The 17,877-nt window shown below is 49.6% G+C and carries 12 protein-coding genes; 8 read left to right on the forward strand and 4 right to left on the reverse strand.

What is annotated here, in order from left to right; genetic code table 11:
- Nucleotides 1-2: 2 nt before the first annotated feature.
- From AC5JBY_RS07115 to AC5JBY_RS07125, 3 genes are all read right to left on the reverse strand, one after another.
- Nucleotides 3-1,217, reverse strand: coding sequence for a TlpA family protein disulfide reductase (locus AC5JBY_RS07115; RefSeq protein WP_495903871.1), 1,215 nt, complete (start codon nucleotides 1,215-1,217; stop codon nucleotides 3-5).
- Between the two features lie 6 nt (nucleotides 1,218-1,223).
- On the reverse strand, nucleotides 1,224-2,714 hold the full coding sequence (gene gatB / locus AC5JBY_RS07120; RefSeq protein ID WP_495903872.1) for an Asp-tRNA(Asn)/Glu-tRNA(Gln) amidotransferase subunit GatB: 1,491 nt from the start codon (nucleotides 2,712-2,714) through the stop codon (nucleotides 1,224-1,226).
- Nucleotides 2,715-2,871: 157 nt separating this feature from the next.
- A complete protein-coding gene (locus AC5JBY_RS07125) occupies nucleotides 2,872-3,930 on the reverse strand; it encodes a PDZ domain-containing protein (RefSeq protein WP_495903873.1) in 1,059 nt (352 codons plus the stop codon).
- A gap of 295 nt (nucleotides 3,931-4,225) precedes the next feature.
- Between AC5JBY_RS07125 and AC5JBY_RS07130 the strand changes: the two genes are divergently transcribed.
- Nucleotides 4,226-6,616 (forward strand): ABC transporter permease, encoded by a 2,391-nt coding sequence (locus AC5JBY_RS07130; RefSeq protein ID WP_495903874.1) that lies wholly within the window; start codon nucleotides 4,226-4,228, stop codon nucleotides 6,614-6,616.
- A gap of 89 nt (nucleotides 6,617-6,705) precedes the next feature.
- Here the strand turns inward: AC5JBY_RS07130 and alaS are convergent, their stop codons facing one another.
- Nucleotides 6,706-9,345, reverse strand: coding sequence for an alanine--tRNA ligase (gene alaS, locus AC5JBY_RS07135; RefSeq protein WP_495903875.1), 2,640 nt, complete (start codon nucleotides 9,343-9,345; stop codon nucleotides 6,706-6,708).
- Nucleotides 9,346-9,589: 244 nt separating this feature from the next.
- Between alaS and AC5JBY_RS07140 the strand changes: the two genes are divergently transcribed.
- The 7 genes from AC5JBY_RS07140 to AC5JBY_RS07170 all read left to right on the forward strand — a co-directional run bounded on the left by AC5JBY_RS07140 (nucleotide 9,590) and on the right by AC5JBY_RS07170 (nucleotide 17,876).
- The gene (locus AC5JBY_RS07140) at nucleotides 9,590-10,561 is read left to right on the forward strand and encodes a peptidoglycan DD-metalloendopeptidase family protein (protein WP_495903876.1); all 972 of its coding nucleotides are present in this window, start codon (nucleotides 9,590-9,592) and stop codon (nucleotides 10,559-10,561) included.
- Between the two features lie 219 nt (nucleotides 10,562-10,780).
- A complete protein-coding gene (locus AC5JBY_RS07145) occupies nucleotides 10,781-11,740 on the forward strand; it encodes a helix-turn-helix domain-containing protein (protein ID WP_495903877.1) in 960 nt (319 codons plus the stop codon).
- Between the two features lie 222 nt (nucleotides 11,741-11,962).
- A complete protein-coding gene (locus tag AC5JBY_RS07150) occupies nucleotides 11,963-14,023 on the forward strand; it encodes a TonB-dependent receptor plug domain-containing protein (RefSeq protein WP_495903878.1) in 2,061 nt (686 codons plus the stop codon).
- A 38-nt stretch (nucleotides 14,024-14,061) separates the two neighbouring features.
- Nucleotides 14,062-15,102, forward strand: a complete 1,041-nt coding sequence (locus tag AC5JBY_RS07155) for an HmuY family protein (RefSeq protein ID WP_495903879.1) — start codon at nucleotides 14,062-14,064, stop codon at nucleotides 15,100-15,102.
- An 88-nt stretch (nucleotides 15,103-15,190) separates the two neighbouring features.
- Nucleotides 15,191-16,006: a heme/hemin ABC transporter substrate-binding protein gene (locus tag AC5JBY_RS07160; protein ID WP_495903880.1), complete on the forward strand. Its 816-nt coding sequence runs from the start codon at nucleotides 15,191-15,193 to the stop codon at nucleotides 16,004-16,006.
- Nucleotides 16,003-17,058 carry a FecCD family ABC transporter permease gene (locus AC5JBY_RS07165; RefSeq protein ID WP_495903881.1) on the forward strand — a complete coding sequence of 352 codons (1,056 nt, stop codon included), beginning with the start codon at nucleotides 16,003-16,005 and terminating at the stop codon, nucleotides 17,056-17,058. The genes AC5JBY_RS07160 and AC5JBY_RS07165 overlap by 4 nt, the downstream gene beginning before the upstream one ends.
- Nucleotides 17,055-17,876 (forward strand): heme ABC transporter ATP-binding protein, encoded by an 822-nt coding sequence (locus AC5JBY_RS07170; RefSeq protein ID WP_495903882.1) that lies wholly within the window; start codon nucleotides 17,055-17,057, stop codon nucleotides 17,874-17,876. The genes AC5JBY_RS07165 and AC5JBY_RS07170 overlap by 4 nt, the downstream gene beginning before the upstream one ends.
- The last annotated feature ends 1 nt before the right edge of the window (nucleotide 17,877 follow it).

Here is a 17,877-nt window from a genome sequence, read left to right on the forward strand (position 1 = left end):
CCTTACTGAGCAGGCTTGGCAACCAATACCTCCGTCAGCTTCTGCTCCAGCGCCTCGCCGCGCAAGCCCTGGGCAATCACGGTGCCCTGCGGGTCTACCAGCAAGTTAAAAGGAATACCATTAAAACCAAAGAGCGGTACCGCCTTGCTGTCCCAATACTGCAGATCGCTGATCTGGGTCCAGGTAAGGCCATCTCTTTTAATAGCTTCCACCCATTTGCCCCGGTCCTGGTCGAGGGATACGCCCAGGATGGTGAAGTTCTTATCCTTGAATTTTTGGTACGCAAGCACGATGTTGGGGTTCTCTGCCCGGCAGGGACCACACCAGCTGGCCCAGAAATCGACCAGCACATACTTTCCTTTGAAAGAAGACAAAGCAACATCTTTCCCCTCCGGTGTAGGCATCACCATTTCCGGCACCTGCTTGCCCACCCAGCTGCCACCGGCGCCCGCACCCTGCTGCTGCGCCTTGAAAGACTCGTACTTTTTCTTTAGCTCAGTCAGGTTACTGTCTTGCGGAAACTTTTGGGTCAGTTGGTTTAAAGAAGCTTCAAAATCAGTAATAGGCAACGTTTGAGCGGCACGGCCCAACGCAAAAGAAGCCAGCGTAGGTTGGTTGGCACTACCCAGGAATTGCTTCAGGTAAGCATTCAAACCATTCAGCGCTTCATTCTTTTTACTGGTAGCGGCCAGCACAAGGCTATCACTCGCCTGGAATTGCTTCAGGCTGTCCAATGCCTGCATCTGGCGCTCAACAGAAGTGCGCCGATCGGCATACGTGAAAATAAAATCTTTCAACTGCTCACTGGCAGCAGAACCTTTCACGGAGTAGAAGCGGTTCATATTGGAGAAGTCGATATCGACAGTGATCGATTTGCTGTCGTAGATCAGCGGCAGCATAGGCCCATCGCCAATAGATAAATTATATAGACCACCATTACTTTGCGCAGCACCTTTCAGGCGGTAAGATTTTTGCGTCACAGGGATGGTAAGGGTATCCAGTAATATGGGAGGCGCGCCCGCACCATCGGCGCTCATAGGTATCTCATACAAGGCCAGTTTGATCTTGCCATCTTTTACCAGGCCAGGGTTGTTTGCTGTCAGTTGATCCAGGTGCTCCAGTGCTCCTTTTACTTCCAGCGTATTGCCTTTATCGCCGGAACAAGCGCCTAACGTTATTAATACTGCCAATACAAGCCAACGCAAAGGGTATTTCATATAAGACTATGATTGTAATTTTTTTAATAGAATATCGTTCGTCAGTTTTGGATCTGCTTTTCCTTTAGATATCTTCTTCACTTCCCCTACAAAAAGTCCCATCAAGCCTTTCTTGCCTTTCTGGTACTCAGCTACCTTATCAGGCATCTTGTTCAGCACTTCCTCTATCCACGCAGCTACGTTGCCTTCATCAGAGTCCTGCAGCAGGTTCAGTTCCTTGGCAATGTCCAATGGTGCTTTCTCCGGTGTTTTCAGCAAAGCTGGCAACACGCGGGTAGAAGCAATAGAGAAGTTCACCTGGTTGCTATCCACCAGCGCGATCAGCGCTGCCAGCGAAGCAGCAGTAACCGGGAATGAAGGGATGGTAGCATTGTTATCATTCAACCATGATTTCACAGGACCCAGCATCCAGTTGGCGGCTCCTTTATAGTTGGAAGTATGTTCAATGACAGCTTCAAAATAGTCGGCCGTTTCCTTCTCATCACAGATCACGCGCGCATCATAATCCGGCAGCTGCAATTGTGTGGTATAGCGGGCGATCCTTTCTTCCGGCAATGCAGGAATATCCCGGAGGATAGATGCCAGCATTTCTTCGGTTACACGGAATGGTGTAAGGTCTGGATCGGCGAAATAACGATAATCGTTGGCGTCCTCTTTGGTACGCAGGGCAAACGTAGTATTGTTGCCGGCATCGAAACTCCTCGTTTGCTGAATGATGGGTTCGCCACTCTCCAGCAGACCGATCAGGCGTTGCGCTTCAATTTCGATGGCCTTCTTTACGTTGCGGATAGAGTTGAGGTTCTTCACCTCCACCTTGGTGCCCAGCTTCGTGTCGCCTTTTTTGCGCACAGATACGTTGGCATCGCAACGCATGCTGCCTTCTTCCATGTTACCATCGCAAATGGCCAGGTAGCGCACCAGTTTGCGCAGCTCGGTGAGATAAGCATAAGCCTCGTCACCACTTCGGATATCGGGCTCGGTCACGATCTCTACCAGCGGCACGCCGGCGCGGTTATAATCTACACAAGTACTGTTGGGGTCGGCATCATGAATGCTTTTGCCGGCATCCTCTTCCATATGAATGCGGTTGAGGCGGATGGCCTTTTCACCCTCCGCAGTACGGATAGTGACATGGCCACCGATACACACCGGCGTAGTATGTTGCGAAAGCTGGTAACCTTTCGGCAGATCGGGATAGAAATAATTCTTACGGGCGAAATAGTTGTTACGGCTGATCTCGCAGTGGCAGGCCAGCCCCATGCGGATGGCATATTCCACCGCCTTCTTATTCAGCTTGGGCAAAGTGCCCGGATGAGCAAGCGTAATGGGACTGATATGCGTATTGGGATCACCGCCAAAAGCCGCACTGTCGCCGCAGAACAATTTACTTTCTGTGAGCAATTGGGCATGAACCTCCAGCCCTACCACAACTTCATATGAATCCTTAATATCAGCCATAACTGTGTACTTCTTGCTAAGCCCGCAAAAATACCTCATAAAAGGCGGATTTCCCACCCCGCTCATCGAAGCTTTGGCAAAGCCGTGCCGGAAGTAACACTTTGGTAACCAACCCCTGTACCCTGCAACGTGTATCCTGTAACAAAAAAAGCCCCCCGTTACCGGGAGGCCTCTATAGTGCTGTCATGCAGAATGATTACAGGTTGGCAGTTTTCAGCCTCTTAGGCGTTTTCAACTCCAGCGACTGGGCTTTGCCATCGCGGAGCACTTTCACGGTTACGGAAGGCTTTTCACGCGCTTCGCGGGCGGCGGCTGCCAGCTCGTCGGCGGTGTTCACTGCCTTGCCATTAAATTCTGTAATAATATCATTTTCTTTCACACCGGCTTTCTCGGCAATAGACTCATCATCTACGTCCAATACCTTCACACCCTTACCATCTTCCGTGTCCTGGGCTTTGATACCGAGGCGGCCACGGCTGGAGTTATAAAACACGCGGGGGCCGTCGCCACCACCACTGCGCTCATCCCACTTGAAGTCGAAGTTGGGCAGCGCCTGGAGGCCCTGGAGGTTGGGGGCAGAGAAACCCTGGAAGTTGTCACCAAAGGCAATCGCGTTGCCTGGTCTTTTACCCAAAGTAGCAGTAGCCTTTTGCTCCTTGCCATCACGTTTGAAAGTAACGGTCAGCTTATCTTCGGGTTTGTGCTTCTTCACTTCAGCCGCTATTTCATCCTGGCTGTAAACAGCCTTGTCGTCAAGCTTGGTGATCACATCACCCTTCTTCAGGCCGGCTTTTTCAGCGGCGCTTCCTTTGGTCACTGTCTCTACCTTGGCGCCGTCTTTACCGTCATCGGTAGCTACGCCGAGGAAAGCAGATTTGGAATCACCCAAACCGAATGCCTCAAAATGATCATCACCAAAGTTCAGGGCAGTGCCGCCATGGCTGCGGAAAGGAGAACCGTTTACAGCACCAAGACCGGCAATAGCTGTTTTGCGCTTACGCACGGAGATGTTTTCATCTTCAAAATCTTCAATTGGCTTGCCATTTACTAATACCTCACCATCCTTGATCTCTACAGTTACCTTGCCACCATCCTTATCGGTTTTCTTACGGATGATGATCTCGTCATACTGTTTCACTTTGTCTTTGTCCTTGTCTTTTTTGTCGGCTTTGTTATCGTCCTGGGCCGCAACCGGCTGGGCCAGCACCAGCAGCAACGCTGCTAATCCGGATAGAGAGAAGAAGTATTTTTTCATGATACATGTGTTTTTAAAAATGCGGAACTACGGTAGTCTTCGTACATCAAATATAGGGAAATAATTGAAATACGAAAAATTTCGGAAATGGGCCGTTTGGTTTAACACAATCTTAGGATTACGAGAGGGTTGACAGGCCGGCGTCCGTTCAATAGCGGGCAATAATTGTATCATAACCGAACGGGATTGGCGGTAAGGTCACAAGGATGCGTTTGATAATTAAACAATTAAAGGATTGGCATATTTTCAGTGCTTATACAGGGACGTTCCATCAGCTCTTTAAAACCAAAACAGTATGCTTAAAAATCACTTCAAAGCTGCCTGGAGAAGCTTTTTACGGAACAGAACATTCTCTATTATTATGGTCGCAGGATTAAGCATTGGCCTCACCGTATGTATGCTGATCTTCCTGTATACCAAAGATGAACTTAGCTACGACCGGTTTCATGAAAACTATACCCGGTTATACAGGGTTGTGCAGGGTATACAAATAGGAGAGGATGCCCCGCATAAAATGGGTATCACTTCGCCTCACCTGGGTCCCTCCCTCGAAAAAGAAATACCTGAAATAACAGGGTACACAAGGACCACGCAGTCGCCGGTAACGGTGAAACATAAAGGCGAGGCATTTATTGAAAACCCGTTGTTTGTCGACAGTAACTTCTTTGCACTTTTTTCATTCCCGCTGCTGCAGGGCGATCCCCGTATTGCTCTCAATAACACGCATGCCATTGTTCTCTCCGAAGATGTTGCAAAGAAGTATTTCGGAACTGCAGACGCGATTGGCAAAACGCTGGAGCTGAAATTCAATAACGACTTTGAGGCTTTTGCGGTAACTGCTGTTGCAAAGAATAGTCCACAGAATTCGTCCATCCGTTTCGATCTGCTATTGCCTTACAACTACTACCTGCAAAATAACAAGCCTGATGACGATTGGATTGGCGGCAACGTGAATACATTCCTGTTGCTTGAGCCCCGGGCAGCTGTAAAAGCAGTAGATCAAAAAATACAGGCACTGTTCGACAGGCATACCGGAAAACAGATCGCGGAGGTAAAAGCAAAAAAGAACATTGCCATAAACGTGGCATTGAACCTTGAACCCATAACCGCCATCCACCTGGGCGAGTTTGGGCAGGATAATGGCTTAGGCAGCGGCGGCGATATCAGCTGGTCGTATATCCTGGGGCTCATTGCACTGTTTATACTCGTAGTGGCCTGCATCAATTTTATCAACCTGGCCATCGCGCGGTCCTTGAAAAGGAGCAAAGAGATTGGCGTCCGGAAAGTGATTGGCAGCACGCGTGGGCAATTGATCATACAATTTCTGGCAGAATCATTATTCATTGCTGCAATTTCGTTTACTCTGGCCCTTGTGCTCACGTTCATAACACTTCCCTTCTTCAATGAAATGGCCAATAAGCAACTAAGTCTTAGCTACCTCGCCGATTATAAACTGTGCGTTGCATATATCCTCCTTTTATTCGCCACGGCATTCATCGCAGGCTTCTACCCTTCTCTGGTACTTTCCTCGTTTCAGCCGGTCAAAGCGCTGAACAATCGGCAAAAGTTGATGGGAAAAAACTATTTCAGCCGCGGGCTGGTAGTGCTGCAGTTTACCCTGGCCATCTTTCTCATTATTGCTACTATTGCCATTTACACACAAATGAATTACCTGTACCATAAGGATCTCGGATACGATCCCGGCAACCTTGTGAAAGTGGATATGCCCTATGGTAAAAGTGACCACAACACGTTTGAAACTTTCAGCAATGAATTGGCCGGTAGCTCATCCGTTATCAGCATCGCTGGCAGGAACAGGGGCAATACGACTGCCGGAATACGGGCAGCAGGAAAAGACATTACCATCGATTACAGCAAAGTAAATGAACAGTTCTTTCCTGTACTGGATATACCCATCATCGAAGGACGTAATTTTTCGCCCGCCTTCTCTTCCGATCATACACAGGCTGCCATCGTCAACGAAACCTTTGTAAAAGAAGCAGGATGGACCGATCCGGTAGGACAAACCATCAGCTTTAGAAAAGGCGAACAGACATTAACGATCATAGGGGTGATCAAAGATTACCATTTCAGGTCGTTGAAAGAAAAGATAACGCCGCAGGTATTTGCCATGGATTCGGCCAGGAATTATGGGCAGGCTTGGATAAAGATAAACGCGGCAGAAGTGCCTGCAACCCTCGCCTCCTTGCAGCATACCTACAAAAAGGTGGCGCCGTTTTTTCCATTCAATTACCAGTTTGCCAGTGATATCGTAGCCAAACGATATGCGGAAGAGACAAAATGGAAACAGATCATTGGAGTAGCTGCTGTACTGTTCATCCTTATTGCGTGCATGGGGTTACTGGGGCTGGTGATGTTGTCGATAGAACAGCGTACCCGTGAGATCGGTATCCGTAAAATATTGGGAGCGGCTGTTACAGGTATTGCGGTATTGATAGCGAAAGAATTTTTTATACTGATTGGCGTGGCCTTCCTGGTAGCCCTGCCGGCCGGCTACTATGCCGCGCACGAATGGCTGCAGAATTTTGCTTACCGCATTGACCTGAGCTGGTGGATATTTGCCCTCGCCGGGGCGATCGTTATACTGATCGCATTGCTCACACTCGGCTTTCATACGATAAAAACAGCCATTGCCAATCCGGTAAAAAGCCTGAGAACAGAATAACTGCTCAACAATAACGCTCATGAAATAATAAAGCGGGTTGCCTTTTACAGGACAACCCGCTTTAATGTATTTAGCTCACAGCTTGAATATTACCCCAGCAACGACTTCACCTTCTCGATCACAGCCTTCAACCCGCCCGCTTCCTGGCCACCGGCAGTTGCCAGGTTCTTCTGGCCGCCACCGCCACCTTTGATCAGGGGCGCTACATGCTCCTTGATGATCTTGCCTGCATCGAGGTTTTTGGCAGCCACTACCGTGTCGGCAATACCGATTGCCACGAAAGGCTTGCCGCCGATGTTGGCACACAATACCACTACGTAGTCATTCAGGTTATTCTTGAGATCATAACAAAGTTTCTTCAGCGCATCCGCATTACCTACTTCTATGATCTGTCCGATATAAGTAACACCATTGATGATCTCATCTTTTTGCAACAGTTCATTGCGAACGCCTACAAGCATTCTGTTTTCGAGGTGCTCCAGCTTCTTCTTCAGGTCATTGTTCTCTGCTGAAAGACTCTCTACTGCTTTGATCACATCCTTGGGATTCTTCAGCGATTCGCGGATGTTGCGCACCAAAGTAAACTGCTCATTGATGAACGCTTCGGCAGCACCACCACATACCGCTTCCAGCCTGCGTACGCCGGCTGCAACAGCGCCTTCCTGCGTGATCTTGAAAACACCCAACTCGCCAGTGGCGCCTACGTGCGTGCCGCCACACAACTCGATGGAGTAGGCAGGATCGATGATCACTACGCGTACCACATCACCATATTTTTCACCAAACAAGGCCATAGCGCCCAGCTTGATCGCTTCGTCTTTGGGTAGTTCTTTAATGACAACCGGCACGTTCTCACGTATCTTTTCATTCACCAGCTTCTCTACAGCGGCAATCTCCTCGTCGGTGATCTTGGCAAAATGCGATACGTCGAAACGCAGGTACTCATCATTAACCAGCGAGCCTTTCTGCGCTACGTGTGTGCCCAGCACTTTGCGCAGGGCAGCATGCAGCAGGTGCGTGGCCGAGTGGTGCACCATAATCTTACGGCGGCGCTCAACATCCACAGTGGCATCTACCGGTGCCGTGATGTTTACCGGCAGCTTATCGGTAAAATGAACGATCAGGTCGTTTTCTCTTTTAGTATCGGTTACTGCTACGATCTCACCATCGAAGTATAGCTGGCCGGTATCGCCTACCTGCCCGCCACTCTCAGAATAGAAAGGGGTAGAGGCCAATACCAGTTGGAAAGATTCTTTGCCCTTGGCTTTGATCTTGCGGTACTTCACCACTTTGGTCTTGCACTCCAGTTGCTCATAACCTACAAACTGTTGTCCCTTGTTTTCATACAGGTTTACCCAGTCTTCAGTGTCCAGTGTGGTAGCGGCGCGGCTGCGTTCCTTCTGCTGCTGCATTTCTTTTTCAAAACCAGCCTCATCCACTGATAGTTGCTGCTCACTGGCAATCAGGCGCGTCAGGTCAACCGGGAAGCCATAGGTATCATACAATTCGAAAGCGGCAGCGCCATCGATCGTTTTGTTTTTAGCATTGGCTACCAGCTCGTCTATCTTCTTTAAGCCTTTATCGAGGGTGCGCAGGAAAGCATCTTCTTCCTCCTTCACCACTTTGCTCACGAAGTCTACCTGGTGGTGCAGTTCAGGGAAAACAGCTTTGAACTGCTCGGCCAGTACCGGCACCAGTTGGTGCAGCAGCGGCTGTTTATAATCGAGGTAACTATAATAATAACGTACGGCACGACGCAGGATGCGGCGGATCACATAACCGGCGCCTGTGTTGGAAGGCAGCTGTCCATCAGCAATAGTAAAGCTGATGGCCCGGATATGATCAGCGATTACGCGGAAAGCAATCGCTTCCTTGCTGTCGGTAGCATCATATTTTCTATTCACGATCTTTCCGGTAGCGGCAATGGTGCCGGAGAAGATGTCAGTATCGTAGTTCGATTGCTTGCCATGCAACACGCGCACCAGGCGCTCGAAGCCCATACCGGTATCCACGTGCTTGGCGGGCAGCGGTTCGAGGCTGCTATCCTTCAGGCGGTTGAACTGAATAAATACGTTGTTCCAGATCTCGATCACCTGTGGGTGGTCGGCATTCACGAGCGCTTTACCGTCCTCCTTTTTGCGCTCCTCATCGGTGCGGCAGTCCACATGGATCTCCGTGCAGGGGCCACAGGGACCGGTATCGCCCATTTCCCAGAAGTTGTCTTTCTTGTTGCCCAGCAGGATCCTGTCTTCAGCAATCCATTGCTTCCATTCATTGATGGCCTCTTCGTCTTTGGGCAGTTGCTCTTTGGCGTCGCCTTCGAATACAGTAACATACAACCTGTCTTTCGGCAGCTTGAACACTTCTGTCAGCAGCTCCCAGCTCCAGGCGATCGCTTCCTTTTTAAAATAGCCGGCAGTGGGGTTGGCGGGGTCGCCAAAACTCCAGTTGCCCAGCATCTCAAACATGGTATGGTGGTAAGTGTCAACGCCCACTTCTTCCAGGTCGTTGTGCTTGCCGCTCACGCGCAAACACTTTTGCGTGTCGGCCACCCGGGCGTTGGGCGCCTTTCTGTTGCCTAAAAAATAATCCTTGAACTGGTTCATGCCCGCGTTGGTGAACAACAACGTAGGGTCATTCTTCACCACAATAGGGGCGGAAGGAACAATAGTATGGCCTTTCGAACGGAAAAAATCCAGGAAATGCTGCCTGATTTCTGCACTGGTCATCGTTGTCATAATATATTCGGAACAATCTTTGTTAATGTCGAAGCCTCGTGTTTCAACGTTTCATTCACAAACCATAAACACTAAATCCCGAACAGGAAACGTTAATGCATCATTGACGTAAACAGCAAAAGATCAACATTTTCGTGTACGTTTGTAACCTTGGGCTGATTAACGTGGTGCAAAGGTAATTGAATTAAGACTGTTTTAAGATGGGAACAAACCCTTTCACCCTGGGCATTGCTCCATGAAAAAGATTAAATACTACTATAATACCAATACCCTCCGCTACGAAAAGCTGGAGACCCCGTTACGGGTAAAACTGTTGCGGGTATTGGGTTTTATATCAGCCGCCATCGTTACTGCTATTATAATAGTGTCCATCGCTTACCGCTATTTCCCCTCCGCCACCGAAAAAAGACTGATCACCGACAACCAGGAGCTCCAACAGCAGTATGAAGTGCTGGAAGAACGCACCAAAAGAATACAGCAGCAGGTGACAGAACTGGAAAAGCGCGACAACGAAGTATACCGCACCATCTTTGAAGCCGACCCTATCCCCGATAGCATCCGGTCGAAGGAGATGGCGCAACAGAAAGAAACACAACTGGTTATGAAGATGGCCAACTTCCAGCTGGAGAACTCCATCGTGGAAACCATCAACAACCTGTCCAACCGCATCAATGCCCAGGAAAGGTCCTACAATGAAATAGCCGAGTTCATCAAGAATAAGGAAGAACTGCTGGCCTCCACGCCAGCCATCCAGCCGGTGAGCAACAGCGACCTCAAACGCATCGCCTCCGGTTTTGGTTACCGCATCGACCCGGTATACAAAACGGTCAAGTACCACAACGGTCTCGACTTCTCTGCTCCGCAGGGAACACCTATATATGCTACCGCCAACGGAACGATCCGCACGGCTGCCAATGTTGGCTCAGGCTATGGTAATCACGTGATTATAAACCATGGTTATGGCTACGAAACCCTCTATGGCCACATGTTCCGCATCAAGGTAAAAGCCGGCCAGCGCGTAAAAAGAGGGGAGATCATTGGCTGGGTAGGCAGCACGGGCAAGTCCACGGGTCCTCACTGCCACTACGAAGTACATAAGAATGGCCGCCACCTCGACCCCGTTTACTTCTTCTACAACGACCTCACCCCCGAGCAATATGACCGTCTGTTGAAGATGGCCGCCGCCAGCAACCAAAGCTTTGATTAGAAGCCACCTTCGGGCTTGAAAATGTTGCAAGTTTCAGGTCTCAAGTTACAGAGGTACGCTGGTGAGTAAGTCCTTGCAACCTGTATCATGTAACTTGCAACGTGTTTTGGCACCCAACCCTGACTCTTTGTCTTCCAGCGTTCTATGACACAATTATGACCCTGCATTGACAAACCATTTAGGAATTTTAGTGTTGTAGCAGTAATTTTGCACGTCACCATGTTACAAGCGCCAGATATATTATCTTTTGCATATAAGCAACCCATGATGCAGGATCAGCTCGATGTTCTTTATGAAAAAGAGCAACAGATCCCTGGATCAGTGCAGTATGTGATCAGCCGTTTCCGCAAACATTCCCAGTGGGCGGTTGATGATGCGGGTATGATGGTGTACAATTACAAGAAGAACGATCCTGCAAAGAATTATGTGGAACTGCGGTTCTGTGTGTCCGGAAATGTGTATTGCCAGCATAAAGAATCTGAGTGCGATCAGTGCAAGTTGGGTACTTCCCGTAATTGCAGTGACCGGGAGGATAGTGTTGATGTATTGAGCTTCCGGTTTACGCCGGTACACCTGTCACAGTTTGCTAAGCCTAAAAAGCTGGGTGAAGATTCGGCGGTGACTGACAACATCCTTCATTTCACGCATCCTTCTTCCTTCTCCAAAATATTGCCTTTGTGCGGCCGCACCCGCATGGTATTGGAAGCCTTGCTGAACCATACCTATACCGGCAGCCTGGAAAATATCTACATCAACGCCCAGGTACAAATGCTGCTCCTGTACAGTTTGGAGTGCATGCTGGGTGATGAGAAAGGCGACAAAGCCATCGAAACCTTCCAGTGCAAGTTCCTGGCCAATGATGCCGACCGGGAGAAGATCGTTCGCGCAAGAGAAATACTCCTCCAACATATCGGTGAGCCCATCACCATCAAAGAGTTGAGCCGCAAAGTAGCCATCAACGAATGCTACCTGAAGAAAGGCTTCAAGGAACTCTTCGGTACAACGGTATTTGACTTCTATCAAAGCCAGCGCATGGAGCATGCCCGCTACCTCCTGTATGAAAAAGGATTGAGCGTAACAGAAGTGTCCATGATGCTGGGTTATTCATCTATTTCCCACTTCTCCACCGCCTTCAAAAAACACACAGGCTTGAAACCTTGTGAGTTGCTGTTGCATTGATAGCCGGCAATCGGCAATCGTGAGTCGGCAATGACAAGTCGTAAGTTAGAGTCGCGGTAGCATTGCCGATTGCGGACTGCCGACTGCCGATGATTTCCCCATCGCGCAAATCCTTTTCCCTTTAAGGTAAATCAGCTTCCCGCGTCCCTGCTACATTTGTGTACTTTCCTTAAGCACAGCCATGCTTCATTGCGTTGCGCAATGAATTAAATGCTATTTATTATGACTGTAAGAAATTACGGCAACGCCCTTATTGCGGTGTGTGCGATGCTATTGCTATGCCTGCACACCTCGGCCCAACAAACCAAGCCCGATACCAGCAAAGTTCACGCCTTGCAGGAAGTAGTGGTCACCGGTCAATATGCGCCGCAATCCGTAAAGAACTCCGTTTACCGTGTACGCACTATCAATCGTGAACGCATTGCCATGCGCGGCGCCACTGATATTGCCGGTGTATTGAACAATGAGCTGGGCATCCGCATTGAAACCGATTATACCCTTGGCGAAAGCGATATGAAGATCATGGGCCTTGGTGGCCAGCGTGTAAAAGTATTGCTCGATGGAATTCCCCTCATCGACCGGGATGCTACCAAACAGAGCCTTGCCCAGATAGACATCAACAGCATCGAGCGCATTGAAATTGTAGACGGCCCCATGAGCGTAGTGTATGGTACCGATGCCCTGGCCGGCGTGATCAACATCATCACCAAAAAAGGTAAGAGCGCTGATCAGTTCTCCATCAATGCACGTGTGCAGGAAGAAACCACCGGCAAGCGTTACAGCCCTTTTGCAAAAGACGGCATACACAATGAGAACCTTACCCTCGGTTGGCAACACAAAGGCTTACAGCTATCAGCCTGGGGTACCCGCAACAACTTTGGCGGCTGGAATGATACGGCTCCTGTGCCGGCAAAAACCTGGAAGCCTAAAAAGCAATGGATGGCCGGCGGCTCTATCGGTTACCACTTTAAAAATGTACATGCCTGGTACCGGCTCGATTACCTCGACGAAGAACTCTTTGCAGCCGGCCCCATGTTCACCACCAGCTACTCCGGACTGGATAAATATTATATCACCAACCGCTTTACGCACCAGGCGCAGGCCAACTGGACTGCCAGCGAAAAGTTCAGCCTCAATACCGCTGTCTCTTACCAGGATTATAAACGCAGCACCGAAAGCTATACCATCGACTATCGTGCCGGCACCAAAACGGTGGCCCAGGGCGAAGGCTTTTGGGATGTGTCGAAGTTCCAGACCTTCTTTGTGCGCAGCACCGCCCAGTGGCGCGTAGCGCCGTGGGTATCCGTGCAACCCGGTGTTGAATTGAAAACGGATAAGACGAGTGGCGAACGCATCAGCGGCACCCCTTCCATTACCGACTTCTCGGTATTTGCTTCTGCGGAGATCAAACCAACTGAACGCCTGTTGATCCGCCCCGGCGTCCGGTTCAGCAACAACTCGGTGTATGATGCACCACCTGTTATTCCTTCTATCAACACCAAGTTCATCCTGAATAAAGAACTCGACCTGCGTTTATCATATGCGCGCGGTTTCCGCGCTCCTATCCTGCGTGAGTTGTATTTCTTCTTTCATGACGCCAGCCACAGCATCGAGGGCAATCCCAATCTGAAGGCAGAGTATTCCAATAGTTTTATTGGGTCACTTACCTGGCAAAAGACACTGACAACAGGCGAACACATCACCTCCTCATTGGCTGGCTTCTACAATGATTATCGTGATTTCATCGACATGGCATTCGATCCCGCCCGCCAGGTGAATACCTATTTCAATAATGCGAAGTATAAGACAGTGGGAACTACGCTGGAGAATACACTGCAATGGAGATTTCTGGCAGTCACACTGGGTGCTTCCTATATAGGTTATTACAACGCTTATGCCGGCGACCCAACGCTCGAAGGGGATCACTCCGAGTTCTCCTGGGCGCCGGAGGTCAACAGCAATATCACCGTCCGCATCGCCGAACTGGGTACACAGATAGGATTATTCTATAAATACAATGGCAAGCTGCCTTCTTACCTGCTCAACTCCAATGGCGACATACAGCTGTCGAAGATGGATGCTTACCACTGGGCAGATTTTACCGTTACCCAAAAAGCAGGCAAATACCTGAGTGTACAATATGGAGCAAAGAACCTGTTTAATGTGAAGCGTGTGCAAAATTCTGCAAGTGTTGGCGGCGGCGCCCACAGTACCGGCGGCCCTGTGCTTACTGGTTATGGTATCTCCTTCTTTGCGGGGATCAACTTTCAATGGTCAAAATAACAACGACATATAAAAACTACTACTAAAACCTACAACGAATGTTAACTACAATGAAGTCATCCCTCCTGGTGCGCTGTGCGGCTTTGTCCCTGATCCTTGCTTCCTGTGATAAGGATGATAAAATAGTGATACCTCCTCCATCCGATGGAAAAACCGAAACCCTCAGCGGCGGTGCTGGCGGCGCCAATGCAGCCAACGCTGTATACATCGATTTCAGTACCGATAAGCAGGACTCTGTGGCACGTACTGCCTGGGATCTTGGTTTTTATAGCGGCACCGACTTCCGTGTTGTTATCAACAACACGACGGCAGCTACTGCCAAGGCTATCAACAAAACTGATCTGGCAGCCGTAACCGTGGCTGATACTGTTGGTTTTGCCGCTTCACTGGCGCTGGGGCAGGGTGCTGGTACGTTCAGCATCATCGACGATGTAGACGGTGACCTTACAAAGACTGTTATAGCTGCTGTTTCTGCTACAGAAGCCGAGAATAAAGTATACATCCTGAAACCATCCAACGGTATGGTGGCTGCAGCGCGCGACTGGTACAAGATCCGCATCATCCGCAACGGCAGCAACTACAAACTGCAATATGCAAAGCTGTCTGAAACTGCTGTTAAGACCATCGACGTTACCAAAGATGCCAGCTACAACTTTAAATATGTTTCCCTTGAAACCAATGGCGCTGTTAATGTAGAGCCAGCGAAGGCCAACTGGGACATCCAGTGGACACTCACTACCTACAAAGCCAATCCTACTTTGCCTTATACCTATTCCGATTACGTATACATCAACTATCTCGCTGGTGTACAGGCAGCAGAAGTGTTGACCACCACTGCTACGTTTGATGCGTATGCAGAAGCAAACATTGCCGCTACTACTTTCAGCAGCAGCAAAACAGTGATCGGTGGTAACTGGAGAAATACACAAGCTCCGATTGGTGTAAAGACCGACCGCTTCTATGTAGTGAAAGACGGCGCTGGTAATGTATACAAACTTCGTTTCATCAGCTTCCACGCTTCTGATGGCGGTGTAAGAGGTTATCCGAAGATCGAATACAAACTGGTTAAGAAAGCGTAATTAATATAGTTACAGGTTGCAGGTTACAAGTTTCAAGGTATTTGTAACCTGTGACCTGCAACTTGAAACCTGTTTCCAAGTGAATAATATGCATAAGAAACTAATCATACTTTTTTCTCTACTCTGTGTTGCGTTCATTGCCCCCGCCCAGCAACGAATAGTTTCGCTCAGTGGCGCCATCAGTGAAATGCTGTGTGCGTTGTCGCTGGAGTCGAAGATCGTGGGCGTGGATGTTACCAGTAACTATCCGGCCTCCCTGCAACAGAAAGCTAAAGTGGGCCACAACAGGACCATTTCTGCGGAAGGTGTTCTTTCCCTGCGGCCCGATCTCGTATTGGGTGTAGAAGGAGAAATGAAAAGCGAAGTGATCGAGCAGCTCAATGCGGCGAAAGTAAAAGTGAAACTGGTGAAACCTGCTTACAGCCCGGACGGCACCCGTCAACTGCTCCAGGAGATCGGAGAAGTGACTGGCGCTACTGCCAAAGCAAAAGAACTCCGCGCCACCTTCGACAAGCAAATGGCTGCGTTGAAACTCGCCCCTGCCAATAAAAAAGTGTTGTTCATCTATGCCCGTGGCACTGGTTCCATGACAGTATCCGGAACAGGCACAGCCCTCGACAACATGATCAAGCTGGCTGGCGCAAAAAATGCGATTACCGGCTTTGAACAGTTCAAGCCTTTGTCTGCCGAATCATTGGTAGCAGCCAATCCCGATGTGATCCTGCTATTTGACAGCGGCCTGCAAAGCGTAGGCGGTGCAGAAGGATTGCTGGGTGTGCAAGGTGTTTCCGCCACCAATGCCGGCAAGAACAAAAAGATCGTTTCCATGGATGGACAGTTTCTCAGCGGCTTTGGCCTTCGCCTGCCCGCTGCGATTGCTGAACTGAATAAGAAATTGCAATGAAGCCAAAGTGGCTCACCATATCATTGATCATTTTATTGCTGGCATCCGTTATCACGGCATCCGGCATAGGAGCTATGTCGATAGCGCCACAACAGGTGCTGGCCATCCTGCTGGATAAGCTGGGCATTCATTTGCCCGTTACTTATGACGAAGGCATGGCCAATGTATTATTGCAAATACGTTTACCGCGTGTAGTACTGGCTGTGCTCATCGGAGCAGGGCTGGCGATATCCGGTGCATCCTTACAAGGCTTGTTCCGCAATCCCATGGCCGATCCCAGTCTGATCGGTATCTCCTGGGGAGCCACGCTATCGGCAGTAGCCGTTATCGTATTGGTATCATCCATTCCGTCCCTGCGTATCGATGCTGTTATACCACGCTATTATTTAATTAACGTTATGACTTTTGCAGGCGCCTGCCTTACGTCCATGATGATATTCCGCCTGTCAAAAATAGGAGGCCGCTCATCGATCATCACGTTATTGTTGGCGGGCCTGGCGATCGGCGCCCTTTGCCGTGCATTGATCGACCTCGTTACCTACGTGGCCAACGACGAAGAGCTGCGCACAGCCACCTTCTGGACCATGGGCAGCCTCGGCGGAGCCAGCTGGATGAGTGTACTCGCCCTGTTACCATTTATCATCATACCCTTGCTGGCATTGCCGGTACTGGGCAAGTCATTGAATGCTTTTGCCCTTGGCGAAAACGAAGCCGCTTACCTCGGCATCAATGTAAAAAGATTGAAGACGGCCGTGATCGTGTTGGCGACCCTGTCGGTAGGTGCTTCCGTAGCGGTGGCTGGTGTCATTGGGTTTGTGGGATTGATCGTGCCGCACATGCTCCGCAGCATTGCCGGAAACGATCACCGCAGCCTGTTGCCCAATTGCGCTTTGCTCGGTGCTTCACTGCTTACGATTGCCGACCTGGTGAGCAGAACGTTGATAGCGCCGGCAGAATTACCCATCGGCATTGTTACAGCAATATTGGGTACGCCTGTATTCATTGCCTTACTCTTAAAACAAAAAAAACAACTGCGTCATACTACGTCATGATCACTGTACAAAACATATCATACAAAGTGGCACAGAAACATATACTGCACAAGCTGTCCTTTTCATTACGGCCCGGTGAGTTGAGTGTAGTGTTGGGACAAAACGGAGCGGGCAAATCCACCTTGCTGAAGATACTGTCGGGTGAACAAAAACCTTCGGAAGGAACAGTATTGCTCGGCCAGGATGACCTGCACAAGCAGACGTTCCAGCAACTGGCTCACAGGCGTGCGGTGCTGTCGCAGCAATATGCTGCAGCATTGCCCTTCAACTGCGAAGAGATCGTGATGATGGGTCGTTACCCGCACTTTGGCCACAAGCCCGCTGCCATCGACAAAGAAATTGTAGTGCAGTGCATGGACGAAATGCAGGTAGGCGCCTTCGCTGCACGACCTTATCACACACTTTCGGGTGGAGAACAACAGCGCGTGCAGATGGCCCGCGTGTTGGCCCAGCTGAAAGACAATAGCCAGCACCCTTACCGCAAAGTATTGTTGCTGGATGAACCCACGGCCAGCATGGATTGGTTGTACCAGCAACGTTGTCTTGGCAAAGCAAAAGAACTGGCGGGTGAAGGATATACCGTGTTAGTGATCCTGCACGACCTCAACCTGGCGGCCCAGTTTGCCGATACCATCCTGTTGATGAAGCAGGGAAGGCTGGTGACCACTGGTACTGCCCGCGAAGTGTTGCAACCCGCTTTCATTGCCGAAGCCTATGATATGGAAGTAAACGTGCTGGAGTATGATGAATACGACTTTCCGATCCTGGTGCCGGCTGTACAAAAAAGTAAACCCGTTTTAATTAGATCTGTTAAATAAT

It is taken from the genome of Paraflavitalea sp., from assembly GCF_059502485.1.